The sequence below is a fragment of the Candidatus Accumulibacter phosphatis genome, assembly GCF_000024165.1.
GTDB lineage: Bacteria > Pseudomonadota > Gammaproteobacteria > Burkholderiales > Rhodocyclaceae > Accumulibacter > Accumulibacter phosphatis.
The window spans coordinates 1,569,590-1,589,324 of the sequence record NC_013194.1 but is presented as its reverse complement, the minus strand read 5'-3'; the positions used below and the strand labels follow the sequence as shown (position 1 = coordinate 1,589,324).

Genomic DNA, 19,735 nt, shown 5'->3' with positions numbered 1-19,735 from the left:
TCCCGGGAGGTGGAATGAAGGGTATCCTGAATTTTCTCGCACGTGCAAGGCTGGTCGAACTCTCGGAAGACGAGCGACTGGCTGCCAGCGAGGCAGAAGCCCATACCGCCGGCGCGAGCGCCGTCGCCGAGGCGGATGCGGCCCCAGGCCGGATGCCGCAGGAATCGGTCGACGTCTCGCCAGTTGCGCCGCGAGCGGTGGCCGCTGCCCCGAGCGACCCCTTGGCTGGCGATGCGGAAGGCATCGCGCTGGCGGATATCTTCGCTGCCGCTGGCGTGCCAGACTCCCCCTACCCGGCCGAGAAGCTCCTGCGCCTGCTCGACGGACTGCGTGCGATGGACGCGGGGACGCGCAAGGCGGCCGTGCTGGCGATGGACGCGGCTGATGACAATTGGCGAATCGGCGACTGCATCGCCGATGCCGATCGAAAGATCTCGGCGCTCGATGCCTACAAGCAACAGTTGAACGCCCAATTGCAGGATCGCGAGCAACAGTCGGCAGAAGTCGTGAACCAGATCAAGCTGGCTCTCGACAACTCGACCGCGGCGATTCGCAAGCAGATCGCCGAACTCGAACAACTGCTGGAACGTGAAGTGACGCGCGCGGCGCAGGAAGCGACGAGCGTGGAAGCGGGTCTGCGAGCGGCTCGCGAATCGACAGCGCGCGAAGCCCGCCGCATGGACGCCGAGATCGAGCGCCTGCGCGAGATCCCGACCAGCTTCAAAGACGCCTGACACCGCAGAGAATTACGCAAGGAGAAACCACATGGCGCAACTCACACCGATGGCCAAGGGCCTGATTTCCATCATCGTTATCGGCGTGGCCGGTTCGCTCGCCTGGAACTTCGGCCTCAAGGAGCGCTTTGGCGGTGGCGGCGGCGAAGCGGCCACCGCGAAACCGGCGACCGTAACTGCCGAAGCACCGGCCAAACCCAAGCCGGCAGCGACGGCGGCGAAGGCATCCCAGTCCGACGACAAGAATGCGCCGCTCGGCAGCCCGGCCAACCCGTTGAAGGTCAGTCTGGTCAGCTTTCACGGCTATGCACCGGCGCTGGTCGCCAACGGCAATGCCCTGGACACCCAGCCGGGATCGATCTACAGCAAGAAGGACGTCAATGTTCGCTTCGTGATCCAGGACGACATCCCGACCCTGGCAACCATTTTCGAGTCCGGCGCGGCCCAGTGCGCGTGGCGCACTTCCGACTTCTGGGCACAGGAGCAGCCCAACCTGCGTAACGCCGGCCTCGACGGCCGGGCGGTGATGGTCGTCGACAACACGCAGGGCGGCGACGCGGTGATCGCCAGCGATCCGGCCGTGAAGTCGATCGAGGATCTCGCCGGACGTTCGGTGGCCCTGCTCCAGTTCACGCCATCGCATGGCATGCTGATCGACGCACTCGATAATTCCTCGCTGACCGCGCGCAAGAAGGAAAGTGTCAAGGTGGTCTTCATCAACGCTGAGGAAGGCACCGCCGGCGTGCGTGCGGCGCTCGAGTCGGGCCACGTCGATGCGGCCGCACTCTGGGATCCGGACCTGGCACTGGCCCTGCGCAACGTCAAGGGGGCGCACGTCGTGTATTCGACGAAGACGGCGACCAACCTGATCTTCGACGTGATGGTCTGCGACTCACGCCTGCTGGCGAAGCCGGAGGGTCAGGCAGTCGTCCAGAAGTTCGTCGAAGGCTGGATGGAAGGCGTCCCGGCAGCGCGCGCCAACCCCGACAACGCGGTGGAAGCGCTGGTGAAGACCGAGGAGTTCTTCAAGCTCCTCGCCGACAAGGAAGGCCGACCGTTCGTCAAGAGCTTGTTCGCGAATGTCGTGTGGACCGGCGTCGAGGAGAATGCTCGCATCCTCGGACTTGCCGGCGGCACCAACCACTACGAGCGCGTCTACAAGCGTTTCGACGAGATCTACCGCAAGGCCGGTGCGCTCGCCAATCCGAAGTCACCGGTGATTGCGCCGCAGGACAGCTTCGACTACCGCTTCATCAAGGCGATGCTCGCCCGCGACAAGCCGGCGGCCGCCGCCGCCGCTCAGCCGCAGACCACCTTCACCGAAACGTCGCTCAAGGAAGCGACGAAGAAGGAAGCCATAGTGACCAAGCCGGTCACCGTCGGTTTCCCTTCCGGCAGTGCTGAACTGAGCAAGCGCGCCGAGAAGACCGTCGATAGCGAAATGGTGCCGTTCATCGAGAACAACGGCAAGGCCTACTTCGAGGTCAGCGGCAATACCGACTCGACCGGCTCGCGCGAGGTGAATCAACGTCTTTCGGCGGCCCGCGCACGGGCCGTCGTCGACTACCTGGTCAAGCAATGGGAGTTTCCGCGCGAGCGCTTCAAGATCGTCGGCTATGGCCCCGACCGCCCGCTGTGCAACGAAGTCAATGCCGCCATCGAAGGTCTGTCGCTCGAAGACTGTCGGGCCATCAACCGGACGACACGGGTAGCCGTTTTCGGCGGCCGCTAGATCAGCGGCCATGCGCGAGTTCTGGAACCCTTACGCGCCGCCGGACCCGCAGCGGCGGCGCCTGCTCGGCGTCGGCTCGGTGCTCGCCCTGCTGCTGCTGTGGAGCGCCGTCGCGGCTTCCGGGCTGGTCAGCGCGACCAAGCTGCCGGCGCCGTGGCAGGTCGTTTCGGCATTCGGCTACCTGGCCTGGAACGACGGGCAGAGCATGCTGCTGACGGCCACCTTGTGGTCGGTCGGCCGGCTGATCGTCGCCGGCCTGCTGGTCATTCTCATCGGCATTCCGATCGGCATCGTCATGGGCGCTGCACCGCAGGTCAACGCCGCCTTGTCACCGCTTGTCGACCCGTTCCGCTCGGCACCGGTGGTGGCGCTATTGCCGATTCTCGTCATGTGGATGGGCATCGGCGAGTCGATGAAGATCGCTTTTCTGTTCATCGGCGCGGTCGTTTACCTGATTCCGATGGTCCGCGACGCCATTCAGGCGGTACCACAAAGCTACTGGATAGGCGCCCGCGACCTGGGTGCCACACCCTGGGAGTGCATCCGCAGCGCGGTCGTACCGATGGCCATGCCGCGCATCGCCGACGCGGTGATCGTCGCTTTCTCGGTGATGTGGACCTACATCACGGTGGCCGAATACGTGAATGCCCGCGAGGGGCTTGGCCAGTTGATTCAGAACGCCCGCCGCTTCAGCGCCTGGGACCAGGTCTTTGCCGGCATCATGGTGATCATTGCCCTCGCCCTGGCCACCTACCAGTTGATGATCTGGCTCAAGCGCCGCCTTTATCCGTGGGAGACCCAGCAGTGAATACCGCAGTGGCGGCAGCAAAGCCGGCAGAGACGGCTGGCGCGACGTCGGTGTCCGTCGTCGTCAAAGATATCGTCCAGGAGTACCCGGCGGAAACCGGTGGCGTCACGCGCGTCATCGACCGCGTCACCCTGAGCTTCGACAAGCCGGGCATCAACATGCTGCTGGGACCGTCCGGCTGCGGCAAGAGCACGCTGCTGCACATGCTCGGCGGCGTGCGGCCGATGGGTGTCAGGACGCCGACCTCGGGCAGCGTCCTGATCGACGGCAGCGAGTGCCAGGGCGCCCATGACGACTCGGTGATGGTTTTCCAGCGCTATGCCAATCGTCCGGATCTTTCGGTGTTCGACAATGTCGCCTTCCCGTTTCGGCTCAAGCTGTGGAAGTCGCGCGTGCCGGAAGCCGAATGGCGCCAGCGCGTCGCCGACATGCTCAAGGCGGTCGGTCTGGCGGACAAGGCCGGCCTGCGTCCGGCACAGCTCTCGGGCGGCCAGAACCAGCGCGTGGCACTGGCGCGCGCACTGGTCCTGCGGCCGAAGATACTGCTTATGGATGAGCCCTTTGGCGCGCTCGATGCCCAGACGCGCGAGGAAATGCAGAGACTGCTCATCGATCTGTACCGGTCATGGCCGTGTCTGGTCGTCTTCGTGACGCACGACGTGACCGAAGCGCTGATGCTCGGCGACCGGGTCATCGTCCTGTCGACGCAGCCGGCGCGCGTCGCTGATGACTTCGTGGTCGGCGAGGCACGCCCGCGCTCGGCGGCGTGGCAGCGCTCGGCGGAGGCCCAGGGCCTCGAGGAACGCATACTCAACCAGTTGCATGCGAGTCCCGGCAAGGGCCAGGTCAGGGTGACGATCTAGCGATGACCGAAGGCAAGCCACCCTACGTCAGGGAGGTCCTGACCAGTCAGGCCAATCTCTACGCACTTCTCGGCTCGCTGGCGGCGGGAGCACTGCTGTCGATTCCCTTCGGCTTCGGCGTCGGCGCCGTACCGCTGATTGCCTTTGCCGCCGGCGAGGTTCTCGCCGCCCTGCACATCCCGTCCCTGCCAACGTTTCGCGAAAAGGTTGACCGCCGCTGGCGGGCCAAGGCGCGGCAGGCATCGCGTGAGCAGCTAATCGCCGAATTGCAGAAGCGCGCCGCCAAGCGCGACGGGTTCTCGACGCGGCTGCGCACCTATCAGCGAATGCTCGAGCGCGTCGGCTCGCTCTACCAGCGCGCGGAAGCCGGCCTGTCTCGACTGGCCTACCGGGACGTCGAACAACTCGACGACGCGACGGTCGAGTATCTCGGCTTGTGGTTGTCCGCGCTGGTGATCGACGACAGGGTGGAATCGATCAACCTGCGGGAAGTCGATGGCAAGCTGGCCGGCATTGAAAAGGAACTCGCGGCGCCGCGCCCGGGGACCGATACCCGGCAGCTTCAGAAGGCGCGCAGCGACTACGCGGCGCTGATCGAGCGGCACAACCGGATGCTGAGCCGGCGGCGGGCGCTCGAGGCGGCGATGCTCTCCATGCCCGACCAGCTCGACGAAATCTACCAGACGATCATGACACTGCCGGCGTCCGAGGACGTCGGCAGCCGGCTTGAGGAGGCCGTCGGCAAGCTGCGCCTGCAGGAAGATATCGAGGCGGATCTGGCGAGCGGCCTGGCCGAAGTATTGCCCGACGTAGCCATGCCCGTGACCGGCGGCGGTGCGCGGCGGCTGGTCGCGATCGCTGGTTCCGGCAAGGGTTGAGCGCGGCTGATCTTTAGGAACGACTGATGACGATCGACGTCACCAGTTTACGCATGTTTGGCCGGGGCACCGGTTTACGAAAGGAAGAAGGCGATGGCTGAGATCAATTTCATGGGGCGTCTGTCCAACCTCTGGTCGGGCTTCGTCTCGCTGTGGATCACCGACGTGGAAAAACGGCACCCGGAGATTGCCTACCAGAACGCAATCGACTCGATGATCGAGAAGTACGGCAAGTTGAAGAGCGCGACGGCGGCGATCATGCGCCGCCGCGAGGACATTTCGGCGCGGCTTGAAGGCGAGCGCAGCGAACTGGCAGCGGTAACCGCCGACCTCAATACGGCGCTGGCCACCGGCCAGGATGACTTGGGCATCGTCCTGATCCAGAAGAAGAACTCGCTCGACGCGAGTATCAAGACGCTCGAACAGGATATGGAACAGGCGCGCAACGACGCGCAGGAGGCCAAGGACTCGCTGATGCAGGTCAAGTCCGAGATCCAGAAGCTCAAGGACGAGAAGGACCGCATGCTGGCGCAGATGCTCAGCGCGCAAGCCCGCCTGAAAATCCAGAATCAGCTCGATGGCCTGTCGGTCGATGCCGAAGTGCGGGCGCTCGACAACGTCCGCGAACACATCAAGACGACGGTCGCCGAAGCCAAGATGGGCTCCGAACTGCGCGATTCCGACCTCGACGTCAAGCTCGCCAAGCTTCGTCAGAGCAGCGGCGCCGTGACGGCGCGCCAGCAACTCGAGGAAATGAAGCGCGCGCGGACGACGCAGGCCGATGCTGCCGGCAAGTCAATGTAGGCGCGCCACAACTCCATGACCAACGCCGGCAACACCTCCTATACCGAAAGCGCCATCCGGCCGCCGCTGCCGGCCTGGGCGGAGACGCTGCGGCAAAAGTACCTGGCCGGCGAGGCGTCGGTTTTCGTCCTCTACCGTAATGTCTTCGACCGCTACCGGGTCGGCGACCGCTACTACACCTTGCTGCCCTTCCTCAGCGACGTGCTGCTCAAGGACAACAAGCAACAGGTCTTCGAACTGAGCGTCGACCGCGGCGTACGTGTCGTCCACGGCAGCAGTCCGCAGGGGAAGGCCGAGCTGTACCGTCATCTCGAAGGCAAGGGACTGGCCGGCATTTTCGAATCGCTCGAACGGCAGATGCTCGAACAACGCTCGAGTGCGCTGCTGATTCCCTACGCCGGGACGATCTTTCCGGCCGCCGAGCCGCATTTCCTGTCGCTCGACGAGCGCGGCGCCTTCACCGCGCTGCACCGCTGGTCGCTGGACGAGGAGTTCGCCGATCGCGACAACGTCGTCATTCTGGTGAGCGAATCGCTGGCCGACATCAGCCCGGCGCTGCTGACGCATCCGCGAGTGGTGGCCATCGAGTTGCCGGTGCCCGACCACGAGGCGCGCCGCGCGGCGATACGGCATTACGCACCGACCATGCCGAACAGCGAGGCAGATCTCCTGGCTGACCAGACAGCCGGACTACGCCTTATCCAGCTGGCCAGCATCGTCGCCAGCGAAGCGCCGCAGGGCCTGAACGAGATGCAGCGGCGAAGCCTGATTGCCGAACTGCTGGCGGGCAGCCCGAACGCCGCCGAGCGGGCACAAAGACTGGCGGCCATCACTGCCGGCATGGCACCGAGCGAAATCCAGCAGCTCGTCGATCCCACGCGCGCACTGCCCGATGCCGAGGACCCGGCCAACGAGATGATGGCCGTCGTCCGCCAGCGCAAGCGCGAGTTGATCGAGAAAGAGTGTGCCGGCCTGATCGAGTTCATCGAGCCTCGCCATGGGCTGGATACCGTCGGCGGCAACGAGCACATCAAGGGTGAGCTGCTCGAAATCGCTCGCCTGATCCGCAGTGGCGACCGGGCGCGCGCGCCGATGGGGCTGTTGGCGGTCGGACCGATGGGCGCCGGCAAGACCTTCGTGATCAAGGCGTTTCTCAAGGAAGCCGGACTGTCGGGCGTGGCGCTGAAGAATTTTCGCTCCAAGTGGGTCGGTTCGACCGAGGCGAACCTCGAACGCGTACTGGCGACAGTCAAGGCCATGGGGCCGATTGCCCTGGTCATCGACGAAGGCGACCGCAGTTTCGGCACCGGCGGCGACTCCGACGGCGGCACCGGGTCGCGGGTCATCGCCCGCCTCAAGGAGTTCATGTCCGACCCCGAGAACCGCGGTGAGGTCCTGTTCATCCTGATGACCAACCGCCCGGACAAGCTCGATACCGACATCAAGCGTCCGGGACGCCTCGACCGCAAGATCCCCTTCTTCTACGCCGAAACGGCCGCCGAACGGGCGGCTGTCGTCGGCGCCATTTTCCGGCGCTACGACGTGGCGCGCGAACTCGACGCCGCCGCCCTGCAGGACGCTTGCGAGGCGCTGGACGGCTATTCGAACGCCGATCTCGAAGCCGTTGCCCTGCTCGCCGCCGAATTCGCCGAGCGCGAACGGACGCCCCTGACCGCCGCTGTCCTGGCCCGTGCCATCGACGATTTCATGCCGCCACAGGAGGTCGCGATGGTGCGCTACATGGAGATGCTGGCCGTTTCGGAAACCTCACGGCGCTCACTGTTGCCGCAACGCTTCCGCTCGCTATCGGTCCAGGAAGTCCAGACCCGGCTCGCCGATTGCCGGCGTCAGATCAACCTCTAAAGGAGTTGCCATGTTTCCACAGTTTGCCGACGTTTCGCTCAGTGCCGACCAGACGGTCGCCGCCACCCAGTTACTGCTGCGCATCGCCCAGGTGGACGGCGCCCGGACCGCCGAGGAAGTCACGCTGATTCGTCAGTTCTATGACGCCTGTCGCAACGGCGCCGATGATTGGCCGGCTTTCGACTCGCTGCAGACCGAGACGCAGAACATCAACCCGGCCGGCGCCTTCCCGACCGCGGCACAACGCGACATGGTCCTGGCCACTTGCCTCCTGGTCGCCTATGCCGACGGTTCGCTGATTGCCGAAGAACTGCTTGCCGTACGCGCCGTCGCCGCGGAGATCGGTATGCCGGCAAACCGCGTCGATGAACTGCTTGGCCTGGTCAAGGATTACATGCTCGCACACCTCGCCAGACTCCCGGACGCCGGTTCAGTGGCAGTGGTCGCCCGCGAACTGGGCTAGCCAGCGGACCCGGGATCACGCGTGCACCTCGGCGAGATCTCCGGCAGTCGCGCCAAGCGCGCACATCGGCGCCAGCGCCCGCTCACCGTGATCGGGTAGCGCATTCGCCGCGCGCACCGCGTCGACGAGCAGAACGACACTGAAGCCTTCCAGAAATGCATCGCGCAGTCAGACGGGTCTGCGCGGCGCCACCGGCGAGCGCTCAGCAGGTGACGTGGAAATGATCACACCAAGGGCGGTCAGGGCCACCTGCCGCCGTACCACCAGCCCGCACACGTCCAGGACGAGACTTTCGATGGCTGCGCCTGCGTCGCATCGGGAGGGCGCATAATCGCGGGAATCAAGCCCGCAAGGAGACCACGGTGGCCACCAATCAACTCACTCTTTACGTCGAGTCGCGTTTTCTCAGCCCGTACGCGATGTCCGCCTTCGTCGCGCTGCAGGAGAAGGGCCTGGCCTTCGCCATCCGCTCGCTGGATCTGGCGGCACGCGAAAACTACAGTGCCGAGTATGCATCCACTTCGCTCACCTGTCGCGTGCCGATGTTGCGGCATGGTGATTTCAGCCTTGCCGAATCGTCGGCCATCGCCGAGTACCTTGACGAGGCCTTCCCCAGCCCAGGCTACCGCGCCATCTTTCCAGGCGCGCTTCGCCCCCGTGCCAGGGCCCGGCAGATTCAGGCCTGGCTGCGCAGCGACTTCCTGGCGATTCGGCAGGAACGCCCGACCGAAGTGGTATTCCTGAAACCGAGCGACCAACCGCTCTCGGACGCAGCCAGGGCATCTGCCAACAGGCTCTTTGCCGCCAGCGACGCGCTGCTCGGCAAAGGCGCAACCGATCTCTTCGGCGAATGGAGCATTGCCGACACAGACCTGGCATTGATGCTCAACCGCCTGGTCATGAACGGCGATGCCGTACCCGACAGGCTGGCTGCCTACGCGCAGCAACAATGGCAACGTCCATCGGTTCGGCAATGGATTGAGCAAGCCGTCGCGGCATCGGCAGAGCGCACGTTGTGACATCCGCCATGAAACACCTTGTGTTGCTTCTCTTGGCGGCTGTCCTGTCCGCCGCCCACGCCTGGGCATCGACCTGCGAGACCGGGCGCCAGCAGTCGCCAATCGACATCACTGCCCCCACGCGTCAGAAGCTGCCTCCCCTGACCTTCGACTACCGCGCATCGCCCTTGAAGATCGCCGACGACGGGCACACGGTACGCGTGCGCTTCGGCAATGGCAACCAGTTGTACATCGGCACCCAGCGTTACGCGCTGCAGCAGTTCCACTTTCACACCCCGAGTGGCGACCGCATCGCCGGGGAGGAGTTCCCGATGGCTGCGCATCTGCTGCACAAGAGCCCCTCCGGACAGTTGCTGGCGGTCGTGGTGCTGTTTCGCCTTGGCGCCGAAAACCCTCTGCTGGCCGCACTGTTGCCGCTCATTCCGGCACGTGCCGACGGCGATCATGCGCCGCCGGGGATCATGGTCGACGTCAGCCGCCTCCTGCCGACCTCGCGCCGCTATTACCGCTATCCGGGTTCCCTGACCAGCCCGCCCTGCACCGAGGGCGTCGACTGGATCGTGCTCAAGCAAGCGCTGGAGCTCTCCGCCGGCCAACTGGCGCGCTATCGGGAGCGCTTTGCCGACAATGCCCGACCGGTGCAGCCGCTGAATCAGCGAGTGGTGATGGAAAGTCTCTGATATCCGCCAGTGACGGGAAACCGCAAGAACCCGGTGCCGTCCGGGGGCAAACCGCCACCTTACCCGATCGTCATCGCCGATCGGCGCAACAACCGCCTGCTGGAAGTGGCGCCCGACAAGCGTATCGTCTGGGAATTTCCCTCGCCGAACCTGAAGGTCTATCGCGGCAACGAAGACGTCAACTTCTCGGCCGACGGCAAACAGTTGGCCGTGAGCGAGGAAGACAACTTCGATGTTCACCTCGTCGACTACGAAAAGCGCGCACTCATCTGGACCTGCGGCACACCCGACACCCGCGGCAGCGCCGACGGGCTGTTGAACTACCCTGACGACGCGCACCTGCTCGCCGACGGCAAGTTCATCACCGCCGACATTCGCAACTGCCGCGTGCTGATCATCGACCCCCCGGACAACAAGCTCGTCAGCCAATGGGGCACGCCGGGCCGGTGCCGGCACAACCCGCCGCACGAACTGGCCTACCCCAACGGAGCGACGCCGATGGACAACGGCGACATCCTGGTTACCGCAATCAGGGACGCCTGGATCTCGCGCATCACCCGCGAAGGCAAGGTGCTGTGCAGCGTCAAGGCGCCCAACATCCGCTACCCCTCGGATGCCTTCCCGACGGTGGACGGCAAGCAGGTCATCGTGGCGGATTTCTGGAAGCCCAGAGCGTCGTGATCTTCGACCCGGCGACGCGCAAGATCGCCTGGGAATACTTCGTCAAGGACGGTGACGGGATGCTGGACCACTGCTCGATGGCGCGGGAACTGCCCGATACCGGCGATGTCCTGGTGGTGGACGACCTGAACGACCGGGTTGTCGTGATCGACCGCAAGACCAGGCAAGTCATCTGGCAGTACGGCGAAAAGGGCAAGAAGGGCAAGAAGGGCTTCACTCCCGGTTTGCTGAACTACCGGGACGGCGTGGACCTCGACATCTTCCGTGACTGGAAAGCAGCGCTTCGCAAATAGAGTGGCGACAGATCACGCCAATGGCGACGCGGGCGGTTCGTCCGAGAGAACGGGAAGCAGCCTTTGCGCGATCTCTCTGGCCCACGCATTGATCTCACCGTAGGTTTTCACCAACTGACCTTGGGAAGCGCGAAACAGGAGCCTGGCGCGGGCGTCGTCGACCGAATTGTCGTAGACGTAGGTGCGGTCAGCCAGCCAGGCGGCAAAGTAGCAACAAGCCAGCGACCGGGTGTAGCGCGCGATGATCTTTGGGATGGGAACGTCGTGCCCGCCCTCCATGACCCGCATGGCGACCCGCTTGGCGTTGATCGACGGGTCGTCGGTGCCGACGAAAAACAGGCGGATGAAGAAACCGGCGTCTTTCGCGCGGCTGATGAAGTCGAGCTTGTCGGGTGCCGAGAGAACGGTTTCAAAGGCCAGGCTGAGACCGCTCGTCAGGCAGTGTTCGCGAATCTCGGTCGCCCGCTCGGCTGCCTTGATGACCGCCTCGGGCGAGTTCCAGTCGCCAAACTCATCGCGGGCAATGAAGTCGGGATTGACGTACACGCAACCGCCCATCCACTCGTGCATCAGCAACTGTTGCGTGATCGAGGTCTTTCCTGAACCGTTGGGGCCGGCGACGACGATCAGCCGCGGCTTGTCGCCAGCGGTCATTTCCCGGCGCGACTGGGCAGCTTGATCGCGGTGATCTCGGCACGCAGGCGGAGCATCAATTGTTCACGCGCCGACTGCGAATGCCTGCGCGCCGCCGCGGCAACCTCTTCCATCAGCGCATCGAGTTGCTCGTCGGAGGGTTCGTGGAAGATGTCGTTCAGATCGAATGCTTGTGGTTGCATCTCTTTTCTCCAGAAGCGATCAACGTTGATGGATTGCCGCTCATCTTCGACGGCCAAACGGCATTCTAACTCAAGCGGCGACCGGCGAGCCGGAAGTTGGCAGCGCGTAACCGCCATCAAGCCGGCGGCGCCAGCAGCCAACGCGGGCGAGCGCGCAGCGACGGCGAGGCGAATGGACATGCTTCCGTCTGTCCACACCGGTTCGCCAGCCCACTGGCCAGACCGCGAGCAGCGCAATCGCTTCTACGCCGAATCTTCAGTCGGACCCGTCCGTGCCGACGGCCGTGCCGCGCGTCGAAGCCGTGGACGGCTGCCCGTCGACACCCATCCACTCGCAGACCTCCGTACGCAGGTGCACGAGTTGCTCCGGTTCGATCAGGCGGATGCGATAGGCGCGGGCACGCTCGCGCGCGGCACAGCCGGGGCCCTGCTGCAGCCGCCGCGCAGTCAGCAGCCAGGTCTCGCCGAGCGCGCCACCAACGTGGCGGCGCAGGCTGTCGAGGCGATTGAGAATCGCCTGGCTCCCGCCTTCGGTGCTGATCTGCACGCCCGTCTTGCATTCGAGCACCAGCAACTGGTTGCGCCACACCAGGGCCGCATCGAGTTCGTTGCCCGCCATCTCTGGCATCCCACAGCCGGCGCCGATGCGCACATTGGTGCCCCAGTAACCATCTGGAATGACACCGTCGGCCTGCAGCCTGGCCAGCGTGAGCCAGGTCCACTCCTCCAGCCAGCCGCCACCAGCGTACCTGGCGGCAGCCTCGTCGGCGAACACGAAGCAGCGATCAGCGTCCCATTGCCAGATGGCGGATTGCTCGAACAGGCGCGCCAGTTCGTGGTTGCTCCTGAACAACTGGCGTTCGGCGATAACTTCGCGCCGGAAGGGCCGTGTCAGACTCCCGTCGGGCCGGGTCTGCGGTAGCGCTGCGCGCGTAAGGCGATTGACGTAACCGAAAAAGCCATTCAGCTGCGGTGCCTCGCGCGCGAGAAGATCGGTCAGGTCGGCGCGCGCGGCGGCAGCGCTGGCGAAATCAATGTCCCAGGTGGGATCGGCGACCACGCGATAGCCCTGCATCTGCAGGGCATCGGTCAGCCTGAGCATGTCGGCCGGCAAGGCCAGGGATGCGGCGCCGCCCAGATGTTCGAGCAGGCCGTGGCGTACATCGCAATACCAGGCATCGCCGAGGCCGGCGAACGCTCCGAGGAAGCCGAAGGACATCACCTTGGTGCCGCCGCTGGCATTGAGATCGATCGGCAGTCCTGGATGCCGATGCTGCAGATCGGTGGCAAGTTCGCGGGCATACCGGGCGACGCTCGCAAGATCATGGTCGGGAGCGTGCTCGACAATCCGGACCGCCCCAGCGGGCCAGCCCGCATCGTGCAGTACCTGGCCGACCTGGTCGGCGCCCTTGCGCGCGGGCTCGGCGTCACTGGCCGCGATGACGACGTGCGCGGGCCGCAGGCGCAGTGCAGGCAGCGTGTTCTGCATGATGTGCTCGGAGGCAAGGCAGACGAGAATGCGCGGCGCGAGAGGCATTGGCCTTTTCGAGTAGTCGTGAAGGACTGCCATTGTGCGCCTTCTGTCCGAAAACAGGCCAAACAGGGACAGATCGGCAGCGGCGTTACCGGCCTGCCTCGACCCCTGCGCCTACGGCGCCGCATCGCGGCGCCGAAGTGCATGGCGGTGCACCTGCAAGGGCACGATGCGCGGCCCACCAGCGTCTTACGGCCGAAGTTCCCGCCAATGGCAAGGAGCGTTTGCGGCCGGCTCGCATTGCACCAGAAGGTGTTTGTCATGCGCGCGGGCGATCAGGGCTCTGGCGGTATGCTTCCGCTATCGAGAACCGACACGCCGACGCTCGTCGTGGCCTTGCCTCAACCGGCAAGACCCTGAGATACTGGGCGACAACCGTTGAATACCCTGCGCCGCACCCTTCGCGACCAGCCCTGCCGAACCGTGACACACCCCTCGCCCATGAAACCTCGACGCCTCCATACCCTGCACCGACCCGCGGTCGGCACCACGTCTTCGGGCCATCTGATCTTTGTCCACGGCGGTTATGCCACCGCCCGCTGCTGGGACGAGTATTTCCTGCCCTGGTTCAGCCGCCAGGGCTTCGACTGCCACGCGCTCGACCTCTCGGGCCACGGCAAGAGCGAGGGGCGCGAGCGGCTCGACTCGTTCGGGATTGACGACTATGCGCAGGATCTGGCGCAGGTGGCCGACGATCTCGATGAACCGGCGGTCCTGATCGGCCACTCGATGGGTACCGTCGTCGTCGAGCGCTTTCTCGAGCGCCATCAGGCGCGCGCGGCGATCCTGATGGCCCCGGTACCAGCCACCGGCATTCTTGGCGCGACCATGAAGATCGCGCTGACCGAACCGTCGTTCTTCAGCCAGCAGGCGCGTGCCATCCGCGGCGAATACAACGAGCAGACGCTCGAAACGATGCGCGAAGTGTATTACTCGCAGGAGACCAGCAGCGAGGATCTGATGCGCTTCGCGGGGCTCTTCCAGGGTGAGTCGCGGCGCGCCCTCATGGACCTGACACTGTTGGCGATGCGCCTTGCGCGGCACCGACCCAAGCTACCGGCCCTCGTCCTCGGCGGGCAGTCGGACGCCGTTTTTCCGCCGGATCTCCTGGGCTTCACAGCAGCGCGCTGGCACGCCGATGTGGCGGTGATCCCGCGCGCCGGCCACACGCTGATGCTCGACGCCCACTGGCTGGCCGCTGCCGAACGCATGGCCGAGTGGCTCGATCGGCTGGTATGAGACGACGCCTCGACCGGACCTGAGCCGGCAGCGGTAAGCCAACCCAGCGCCGGCTGCGTGTGCTCGACCACTGCCGGTCATTGCTGCCGGTTGAGAAGCGCTGGCAGGTCCGCCATGCGATCGAATACCGTGGCGGCACCGGCGGCCCGTAGCGACGCGGCTGAGCCGGGATTGGCATGGCCGCCGCCGCAGAAGCCGAGGACGCGCATGCCTGCCGCGCAGCCGGCCTGAACCCCGGCGACGCTGTCTTCGACCACCACGCAGCGCTCGGGCGGCGAACCCATCCTGTCGGCGGCCAGCAGGAAAAGGTCCGGTGCCGGCTTGCCACGCACGACCATTTCGGCGCTGAACAGGTGCGGCTGGAAATACGGCAGCAGTCCTGTGATCTCAAGACTGCCGCGTATCTTCCCGAGCGTCCCCGACGACGCGACACAGCGGAGCATGGACAGTTCGCCGAGCATCTCCGCCACCCCCGCCACCGCTTGCAGCTCGGCACGAAAGGCCGCACGATCACGTTCACCAAGATGCGCGACGAAACCCTTCGGCAGGTTCCGGCCCCACTCCGACTCGATCCGTGCCAGCACCGCAGGCAGACTGATTCCGGTATAGCGCTCTATCGCCTGCGCGGGGGTGAGCGGAAAACCGCTCTCGGTCAGAACTTCGGCGAGGACGCGGCTGGCGATCGGTTCGCTATCGACGAGCACGCCGTCGCAATCGAAAATGACCAGCAGCGGCGCCACATCAGTGCTCAACGCACCACTCCTCGACCTCCTGGAAATGCCGGACGACGATGTAGGACCTGACCCTGACCCGCAGGAGAGCGCACGACGGCGAAGTGGCGAACTCGGCCAGGTAGGGGTGGCGCACCAGATACGCGTCACGCAGGCAGACACACGCGTCGCCCGCCACCTCCTCGGCATCGCCCAGCGCGGTGATCGCCACCGCCTGCTGGGTGTCGGAACCGACGTTCTCGCGGTTGTCGACGAACACCGCCACACGACGATTGGCCATCAGGTTCGCGTACTTGTGCGTTCCCCGCTCGGTCAGCAAAATCAGCGCCTTGAGATCGCCGGTCGCGGCAAACGCCATCAGGCTGGTGTACGGCTGCCCACCCTTCTCGGTCGCCAGAACGGCATATTTCTGGGCTTCGAGCAAGCGCTGCAGCACCTGCTCGACGGTCTCCGGAGAATTCATCGTTCCCGGCCTCCCCCGTTACTCGGTGAATCACGGCCCGGGGTGCCTGTTTCAATGGCCGCATGGGCCAGACGGATCATCAGCATGCCTTCATGAACTCCCACTTTGAGGTAACTCGACGTGACCGTGTCGCAGCCGCTGCACTTCGACAGCGTGCTGCGCAAGCAGTTGCGAGAAATGCGCTCCAGAAAGAACGGCGTATTCGGCCACTCGCTGCCCGGCGAAGTCAACGCCGCCATCCACAGACGCCGCCGGGTGGCACATCAGCAGGTCCCCGGCGCATGCGCCGGCCAACCACCGGTCCAGAAGTCCACAATACTCGCCGGCGCCGCCTTTGAAACCGTAGACACCGAGCAAGCGCGCATTCATCCGGAAGCCGTTCTGACCACCCAGTTCCTTCAACGCACTGCCTCCCAGATAGCCGATCAGGCTCGCCTTCAGTCGATACGGCGTGGAGATCGTCGGTAGCGCCGCCGGCAAGGTCGATCTCAGCCAGGGCAGGCACTCGGGATAGCGCCGCCGGAGCACCTCGATCAGACAATCGCGGATCACCGGGAACTGGTGCACGTGCTGGTGCCCATCGACGAAGTCCGGCGCTTTGCCAAACACGCCTTCAAAAGCATCCAGCTGCCGTTCGACTTCCCGCGTGATGAGACTGGAATCGATTTGCCGCGTCAGACACGACAACAGCAAACGGCTCAGTGGCCGGCTGAATTCGTCCTCCTGCAGACGCTCGGTCAGGTTAAGATGCAGTCCCCGGTCCACCGGAAAACCAGCGAGAGCTGGCGCATACTGCCGGAAGAACCGCCCTCGGCTCAAGCAACTGACCGCCGACAGACGGTCGCAGCGAGCCAGCTCGATAATCCCTGAACTGATCCCAGGCGCCATCCCAAAATCGTCGGCACAGATCGCCAGCGGCTTGCGCGCCGACCGGCGATCGACAGCACCCTTTTCGTGAGCAGGAATCATGAAAGCACTCTTGCGACAACTCGCCTGGTTTGTTGCGGTCGGCTGCGCGGCCGCCGCGACTCATTGGACGACCGCCGTTGCCGGCATCGCCTGCCTGGGCCTCCTGCCGGCTGTGGCGAATCTGATCGGCTGGTCCATCGCACTCGTCGTTTCCTTTTCCGGTCACTACTTCCTGACCTTTCGTCGGCAGACGAAAACTTTGCTACCCGCACTCGGGCGGTTCTTTGCCATCGCCACCGGGGGATTCGCGATCAACGAGCTGGCGTTCGTCTATCTTCTTAAAGCTACCGACATCCCGTACTACTGGCTCCTGGCGATCATCCTCGTTGCGATCGCCGCGCTGACCTTCGTTCTCAGCCGCTATTGGGCATTTCAGCACAGTAGTTGACGTCGTGATGCAAATCCACGACCCGCCACAGCGTCGCCTCGTCGTCCGCAAAGACGATGGACTGATCTCGGAGGTACCGATAGCGGGAACCCCAACCCCTTTTTCCCCACACCCACAAGGCACCACCCGAGTGCCCGCAGGCGCGCGCGCTCAACTCGTCGGGAAAGAGCAACCTGTCGCGCATCTTCACCTGATCAAACTGGCCAGCGTCGTACAACTCCCTGCGCCAATTGTCCTTGGCGAAAAGGTCCGATCTGTTCCAATCGCTGACGACCCACGGATTCCTGGCCGCCCCAAGGGAGAACGGCAAGTCGTACGGATACTCGTCAAGCATGACGATCTGATCGCCCGGGCGAAAGCTCGGCAACACCTGAGCGGACAGGCTGCGCGAGGAGCTGGGATAGCGAAGCGCCACACCCAGAACGAGGCCACTGCAGAGCATGACTGCCGCGAGCAAGCTGGCCCCGAGACAGGCACGTGCATTCGCCCCCTGAGCGTCATCCAGCCAGACGAGAAAACCATCTGCAATCAGGCAGGCGAGCGGCGGCAAGGCGGGAAGGATGTAACCGACAAGCTTTGAACTGGGCCAGGAGAAGAAAGCCAGAACCACCACCAACCAGATGACCATCAAGCTGCGCATCGCGAATTGCCGCGTGTCCTGCAGGAAGCGTCTGGAGAAGACTCGACAGATCCACGGAGACCAGGGGAGTGTGCCCAGCAAGAGAACCGGAACATAAAACCAGAAGGGTTTCGCGCTGTTGAAGCCAGACTCGGCAAAGCGCTGAAAATGATGGTACACGAAGAAGTAATCGAGAAAGCCCCCGTGGGACATCTCCATCCACCAGAACCACGGCATGACCAGGACAAGAAACAGCAGGATCAGGCGCAGCGGCAGTAGCGAACGAATCACCTGGTAGCGCTTGCCGACGACTAGCCAGGCCAGCAGGATCGCCCCCGGCAGGACGAACCCGATCAACCCCTTGGCCAGGACACCCAGAGCAGCAAAGACATAGGCCGATGCCAGCGCCGCCCGATAGTGCTGCCCACGTTCCAGACTGAGGACGGCATGTGCTCCACAGAGGATGGTCAACGTAATCATCGCCGCGACCAGCATGTCCAGATTGGCAAACTGGGCGCCGCCAAAGAACAAGGGTTGTGTGACCAGAACGGCAACGACCAGATTGGCCAGTCGCTTGTCCGCATGCCGACGGAGGAAGACATGCAGCGCCACCACCGCAATCATCGCGGCAAGCGTCGACGCGGAGCGCGCTGCCCAACCGTTGGCACCGAACAGGTTCAGGGCCAGCGCGGTCAGCCAGTAGAACAGCGGCGGCTTGTGAAAGAAGGGTAAGCCGTCAAGCGTCGGCGTCAACCAGTCACCCGAACTGAGCATCTCCCAGGCGACCCCGACGTAGCGCCCCTCGTCAGGCAGCATGAGTGGCCTGATGCCCGCCAGGACGGCCAGCCAGAAGGCGCAAACAAGCAACAGGAAAGCCGGCGAACGAATCCCCAGGACACCCTCGGCAGGGGTCGCCAGAAAGCGCTTCAACATTCCGCGTCGCTGTCTTGCGCGGTCGTATCGAGGCCGCTACCGATGTCGTTGCGTAGCAGGTACAGCGGCCTTTGTTTGACCTCGTCGAAGATTCGACTGATGTAGGCGCCGATCACTCCCAATCCGAGCAGGTGCACGCCGGACAGAAAGAGCATGGCGGTAACGATGGTCGTCCAGCCGGACACGGGATTGCCGACGAACAGGTACTCGATAATCAGGTAGGTTCCGTACATAAAGGCAAGCAAAGCGACGACCAATCCGCACAAACTGAGAACTCGCAGCGGCAGTGTCGAAAACGCGGTGATTCCGTCGACCGCAAACGTCACCAGACGCAGGAAGCTGAAACGGCTGGGGCCGTGCAGGCGCTCTGGCGGTACATACTCGATCGATTCGGTCGTGAAGCCAACCCAGGCATAAAGCCCCTTCATGAAACGCGTGCGCTCGGGCAAGCGGAGCAGCGCGGCGACCACCGTACGATCCATCAGGCGAAAGTCACCCGCATCGGCAATGATCCTGATACGGTTTCCCGATCCGAGAATCCGGTACAGAAGGGATGCGCCGACGCGCTTGATTCGCGACTCATCGTCGCGACTGGCGCGCACGGCGCAGACCATGTCGGCGCCGGCTCGCCAACGCTCCAGCATCTGCGGAATCAACGCCGGCGGATGCTGGAGGTCGGCGTCGAGACAAATCGCCACGTCACCTTCGGCAGCGTTGAGGCCCGCGCTGAGCGCTGCCTCCTTGCCGAAGTTTCGCGACAGTTGCAGATATCGAAAGCCGCCCGCCCGCACCCACGCGGCCATCAGATCTGCTGTCCCGTCGGTGCTGCCGTCATCGACCACGATGATCTCCCAAGCCGAACTCTGCGACCTGAGGATCGCCTCCAGGCCGGGCAGGAGTAGCCGGAGATTCTCGTTTTCGTTGAAGGCCGGGATGACACAACTGACCGTGGGCGCTCGCTGGGCAGCCCTCGCCGGGGCTGCGGACTGACCATGCACTGGGTGCCTCCTTGCTGCCGTTCAGGTTGCGGTCTGGGCGATCGATCGGTCGTCGCCAAGCCAGGGAAATCAGAGCGGCGCAACCGGCGGAGGCGACCAGGCCAGACGCCTGTCGCGCAGTCAGACCTGGCTGATACCAGGCAACACCCGTGGACAGACGAGGACCATCGCCCAGGCGAATCGCCGGCCACAGCTCGCGCCAGATCC

22 protein-coding genes are annotated in these 19,735 nt (G+C 64.5%); 14 read left to right on the top strand and 8 right to left on the bottom strand.

Translation table 11 applies throughout. The annotated features are described in order from the left end of the window. Nucleotides 1-14: 14 nt before the first annotated feature. From CAP2UW1_RS07010 to CAP2UW1_RS06955, 12 genes are all read left to right on the top strand, one after another. Nucleotides 15-734 carry a hypothetical protein gene (locus CAP2UW1_RS07010; RefSeq protein ID WP_015765960.1) on the top strand — a complete coding sequence of 240 codons (720 nt, stop codon included), beginning with the start codon at nt 15-17 and terminating at the stop codon, nt 732-734. 31 nt (nt 735-765) lie between these two features. Further along, complete coding sequence (locus CAP2UW1_RS07005) at nt 766-2,466, top strand: phosphate ABC transporter substrate-binding/OmpA family protein (protein ID WP_015765959.1); 1,701 nt, start codon at nt 766-768, stop codon at nt 2,464-2,466. 10 nt (nt 2,467-2,476) lie between these two features. Next, on the top strand, nt 2,477-3,274 hold the full coding sequence (locus tag CAP2UW1_RS07000; protein ID WP_015765958.1) for an ABC transporter permease: 798 nt from the start codon (nt 2,477-2,479) through the stop codon (nt 3,272-3,274). Beyond that, a complete protein-coding gene (locus tag CAP2UW1_RS06995) occupies nt 3,271-4,137 on the top strand; it encodes an ABC transporter ATP-binding protein (RefSeq protein WP_015765957.1) in 867 nt (288 codons plus the stop codon). Before CAP2UW1_RS07000 ends, CAP2UW1_RS06995 begins: the two co-directional genes overlap by 4 nt. A gap of 2 nt (nt 4,138-4,139) precedes the next feature. Further along, nucleotides 4,140-5,015 (top strand): AAA family ATPase, encoded by an 876-nt coding sequence (locus tag CAP2UW1_RS06990; RefSeq protein WP_015765956.1) that lies wholly within the window; start codon nt 4,140-4,142, stop codon nt 5,013-5,015. Nucleotides 5,016-5,108: 93 nt separating this feature from the next. Continuing rightward, nucleotides 5,109-5,819: a PspA/IM30 family protein gene (locus CAP2UW1_RS06985; RefSeq protein ID WP_015765955.1), complete on the top strand. Its 711-nt coding sequence runs from the start codon at nt 5,109-5,111 to the stop codon at nt 5,817-5,819. A 15-nt stretch (nt 5,820-5,834) separates the two neighbouring features. Next, nucleotides 5,835-7,682, top strand: coding sequence for an ATP-binding protein (locus CAP2UW1_RS06980; RefSeq protein ID WP_015765954.1), 1,848 nt, complete (start codon nt 5,835-5,837; stop codon nt 7,680-7,682). A gap of 10 nt (nt 7,683-7,692) precedes the next feature. Then, the gene (locus CAP2UW1_RS06975; protein WP_015765953.1) at nt 7,693-8,145 is read left to right on the top strand and encodes a TerB family tellurite resistance protein; all 453 of its coding nucleotides are present in this window, start codon (nt 7,693-7,695) and stop codon (nt 8,143-8,145) included. Between the two features lie 362 nt (nt 8,146-8,507). Further along, nucleotides 8,508-9,164 carry a glutathione transferase gene (gene yfcF, locus CAP2UW1_RS06970; protein ID WP_015765952.1) on the top strand — a complete coding sequence of 219 codons (657 nt, stop codon included), beginning with the start codon at nt 8,508-8,510 and terminating at the stop codon, nt 9,162-9,164. Between the two features lie 8 nt (nt 9,165-9,172). Beyond that, nucleotides 9,173-9,844, top strand: coding sequence for a carbonic anhydrase (locus CAP2UW1_RS06965; RefSeq protein WP_015765951.1), 672 nt, complete (start codon nt 9,173-9,175; stop codon nt 9,842-9,844). A gap of 9 nt (nt 9,845-9,853) precedes the next feature. After that, nucleotides 9,854-10,525, top strand: a complete 672-nt coding sequence (locus tag CAP2UW1_RS06960; RefSeq protein WP_015765950.1) for an NHL repeat-containing protein — start codon at nt 9,854-9,856, stop codon at nt 10,523-10,525. Next, the gene (locus CAP2UW1_RS06955; RefSeq protein ID WP_015765949.1) at nt 10,522-10,818 is read left to right on the top strand and encodes a hypothetical protein; all 297 of its coding nucleotides are present in this window, start codon (nt 10,522-10,524) and stop codon (nt 10,816-10,818) included. Before CAP2UW1_RS06960 ends, CAP2UW1_RS06955 begins: the two co-directional genes overlap by 4 nt. A 12-nt stretch (nt 10,819-10,830) precedes the next feature. On the opposite strand, the gene CAP2UW1_RS06950 is transcribed toward CAP2UW1_RS06955, so the two are convergent. The 3 genes from CAP2UW1_RS06950 to CAP2UW1_RS06940 all read right to left on the bottom strand — a co-directional run bounded on the left by CAP2UW1_RS06950 (nt 10,831) and on the right by CAP2UW1_RS06940 (nt 13,224). Next, a complete protein-coding gene (locus tag CAP2UW1_RS06950) occupies nt 10,831-11,472 on the bottom strand; it encodes a zeta toxin family protein (protein WP_015765948.1) in 642 nt (213 codons plus the stop codon). After that, complete coding sequence (locus CAP2UW1_RS25995; protein WP_041567744.1) at nt 11,469-11,834, bottom strand: hypothetical protein; 366 nt, start codon at nt 11,832-11,834, stop codon at nt 11,469-11,471. The genes CAP2UW1_RS06950 and CAP2UW1_RS25995 overlap by 4 nt, the downstream gene beginning before the upstream one ends. 76 nt (nt 11,835-11,910) lie before the next feature. Next, entirely contained in the window at nt 11,911-13,224 is a 1,314-nt protein-coding gene (locus CAP2UW1_RS06940; protein ID WP_015765946.1) for a Card1-like endonuclease domain-containing protein, read from the bottom strand. A gap of 405 nt (nt 13,225-13,629) precedes the next feature. On the opposite strand from CAP2UW1_RS06940, the gene CAP2UW1_RS06935 reads away from it, so the two are divergent. Next, nucleotides 13,630-14,427: an alpha/beta hydrolase gene (locus CAP2UW1_RS06935; RefSeq protein ID WP_015765945.1), complete on the top strand. Its 798-nt coding sequence runs from the start codon at nt 13,630-13,632 to the stop codon at nt 14,425-14,427. Between the two features lie 77 nt (nt 14,428-14,504). Here CAP2UW1_RS06935 and CAP2UW1_RS06930 read toward each other — a convergent pair whose 3' ends face one another. From CAP2UW1_RS06930 to CAP2UW1_RS06920, 3 genes are all read right to left on the bottom strand, one after another. Then, a complete protein-coding gene (locus CAP2UW1_RS06930; RefSeq protein ID WP_015765944.1) occupies nt 14,505-15,179 on the bottom strand; it encodes an HAD family hydrolase in 675 nt (224 codons plus the stop codon). Continuing rightward, entirely contained in the window at nt 15,169-15,621 is a 453-nt protein-coding gene (locus tag CAP2UW1_RS06925) for a pyridoxamine 5'-phosphate oxidase family protein (protein ID WP_015765943.1), read from the bottom strand. Before CAP2UW1_RS06925 ends, CAP2UW1_RS06930 begins: the two co-directional genes overlap by 11 nt. 90 nt (nt 15,622-15,711) lie before the next feature. Beyond that, a complete protein-coding gene (locus CAP2UW1_RS06920; protein WP_049778530.1) occupies nt 15,712-16,590 on the bottom strand; it encodes a ChbG/HpnK family deacetylase in 879 nt (292 codons plus the stop codon). Between CAP2UW1_RS06920 and CAP2UW1_RS06915 the strand changes: the two genes are divergently transcribed. After that, nucleotides 16,589-16,978 (top strand): GtrA family protein, encoded by a 390-nt coding sequence (locus tag CAP2UW1_RS06915; RefSeq protein WP_015765941.1) that lies wholly within the window; start codon nt 16,589-16,591, stop codon nt 16,976-16,978. The two genes, CAP2UW1_RS06920 and CAP2UW1_RS06915, sit on opposite strands and share 2 nt — an antisense overlap. Here the strand turns inward: CAP2UW1_RS06915 and CAP2UW1_RS06910 are convergent. Both CAP2UW1_RS06910 and CAP2UW1_RS06905 read right to left on the bottom strand, forming a co-directional pair. Then, nucleotides 16,944-18,530: an ArnT family glycosyltransferase gene (locus CAP2UW1_RS06910; protein WP_015765940.1), complete on the bottom strand. Its 1,587-nt coding sequence runs from the start codon at nt 18,528-18,530 to the stop codon at nt 16,944-16,946. The genes CAP2UW1_RS06915 and CAP2UW1_RS06910 overlap by 35 nt on opposite strands. Beyond that, complete coding sequence (locus CAP2UW1_RS06905) at nt 18,524-19,528, bottom strand: glycosyltransferase family 2 protein (protein ID WP_015765939.1); 1,005 nt, start codon at nt 19,526-19,528, stop codon at nt 18,524-18,526. Before CAP2UW1_RS06905 ends, CAP2UW1_RS06910 begins: the two co-directional genes overlap by 7 nt. Nucleotides 19,529-19,735: the final 207 nt, after the last annotated feature.

Coding starts and splice junctions, on each gene's coding strand:
- CAP2UW1_RS07010 (WP_015765960.1), top strand. CDS start 15: ATGAAGGGTATCCTGAATTTTCTCGCACGTGCAAGGCTGGTCGAACTC.
- CAP2UW1_RS07005 (WP_015765959.1), top strand. CDS start 766: ATGGCGCAACTCACACCGATGGCCAAGGGCCTGATTTCCATCATCGTT.
- CAP2UW1_RS07000 (WP_015765958.1), top strand. CDS start 2,477: ATGCGCGAGTTCTGGAACCCTTACGCGCCGCCGGACCCGCAGCGGCGG.
- CAP2UW1_RS06990 (WP_015765956.1), top strand. CDS start 4,140: ATGACCGAAGGCAAGCCACCCTACGTCAGGGAGGTCCTGACCAGTCAG.
- CAP2UW1_RS06985 (WP_015765955.1), top strand. CDS start 5,109: ATGGCTGAGATCAATTTCATGGGGCGTCTGTCCAACCTCTGGTCGGGC.
- CAP2UW1_RS06980 (WP_015765954.1), top strand. CDS start 5,835: ATGACCAACGCCGGCAACACCTCCTATACCGAAAGCGCCATCCGGCCG.
- CAP2UW1_RS06975 (WP_015765953.1), top strand. CDS start 7,693: ATGTTTCCACAGTTTGCCGACGTTTCGCTCAGTGCCGACCAGACGGTC.
- CAP2UW1_RS06965 (WP_015765951.1), top strand. CDS start 9,173: ATGAAACACCTTGTGTTGCTTCTCTTGGCGGCTGTCCTGTCCGCCGCC.
- CAP2UW1_RS06950 (WP_015765948.1), bottom strand. CDS start 11,472: ATGACCGCTGGCGACAAGCCGCGGCTGATCGTCGTCGCCGGCCCCAAC.
- CAP2UW1_RS25995 (WP_041567744.1), bottom strand. CDS start 11,834: ATGTCCATTCGCCTCGCCGTCGCTGCGCGCTCGCCCGCGTTGGCTGCT.
- CAP2UW1_RS06940 (WP_015765946.1), bottom strand. CDS start 13,224: ATGGCAGTCCTTCACGACTACTCGAAAAGGCCAATGCCTCTCGCGCCG.
- CAP2UW1_RS06935 (WP_015765945.1), top strand. CDS start 13,630: ATGAAACCTCGACGCCTCCATACCCTGCACCGACCCGCGGTCGGCACC.
- CAP2UW1_RS06925 (WP_015765943.1), bottom strand. CDS start 15,621: ATGAATTCTCCGGAGACCGTCGAGCAGGTGCTGCAGCGCTTGCTCGAA.
- CAP2UW1_RS06915 (WP_015765941.1), top strand. CDS start 16,589: ATGAAAGCACTCTTGCGACAACTCGCCTGGTTTGTTGCGGTCGGCTGC.
- CAP2UW1_RS06920 (WP_049778530.1), bottom strand. CDS start 16,590: ATGATTCCTGCTCACGAAAAGGGTGCTGTCGATCGCCGGTCGGCGCGC.
- CAP2UW1_RS06910 (WP_015765940.1), bottom strand. CDS start 18,530: ATGTTGAAGCGCTTTCTGGCGACCCCTGCCGAGGGTGTCCTGGGGATT.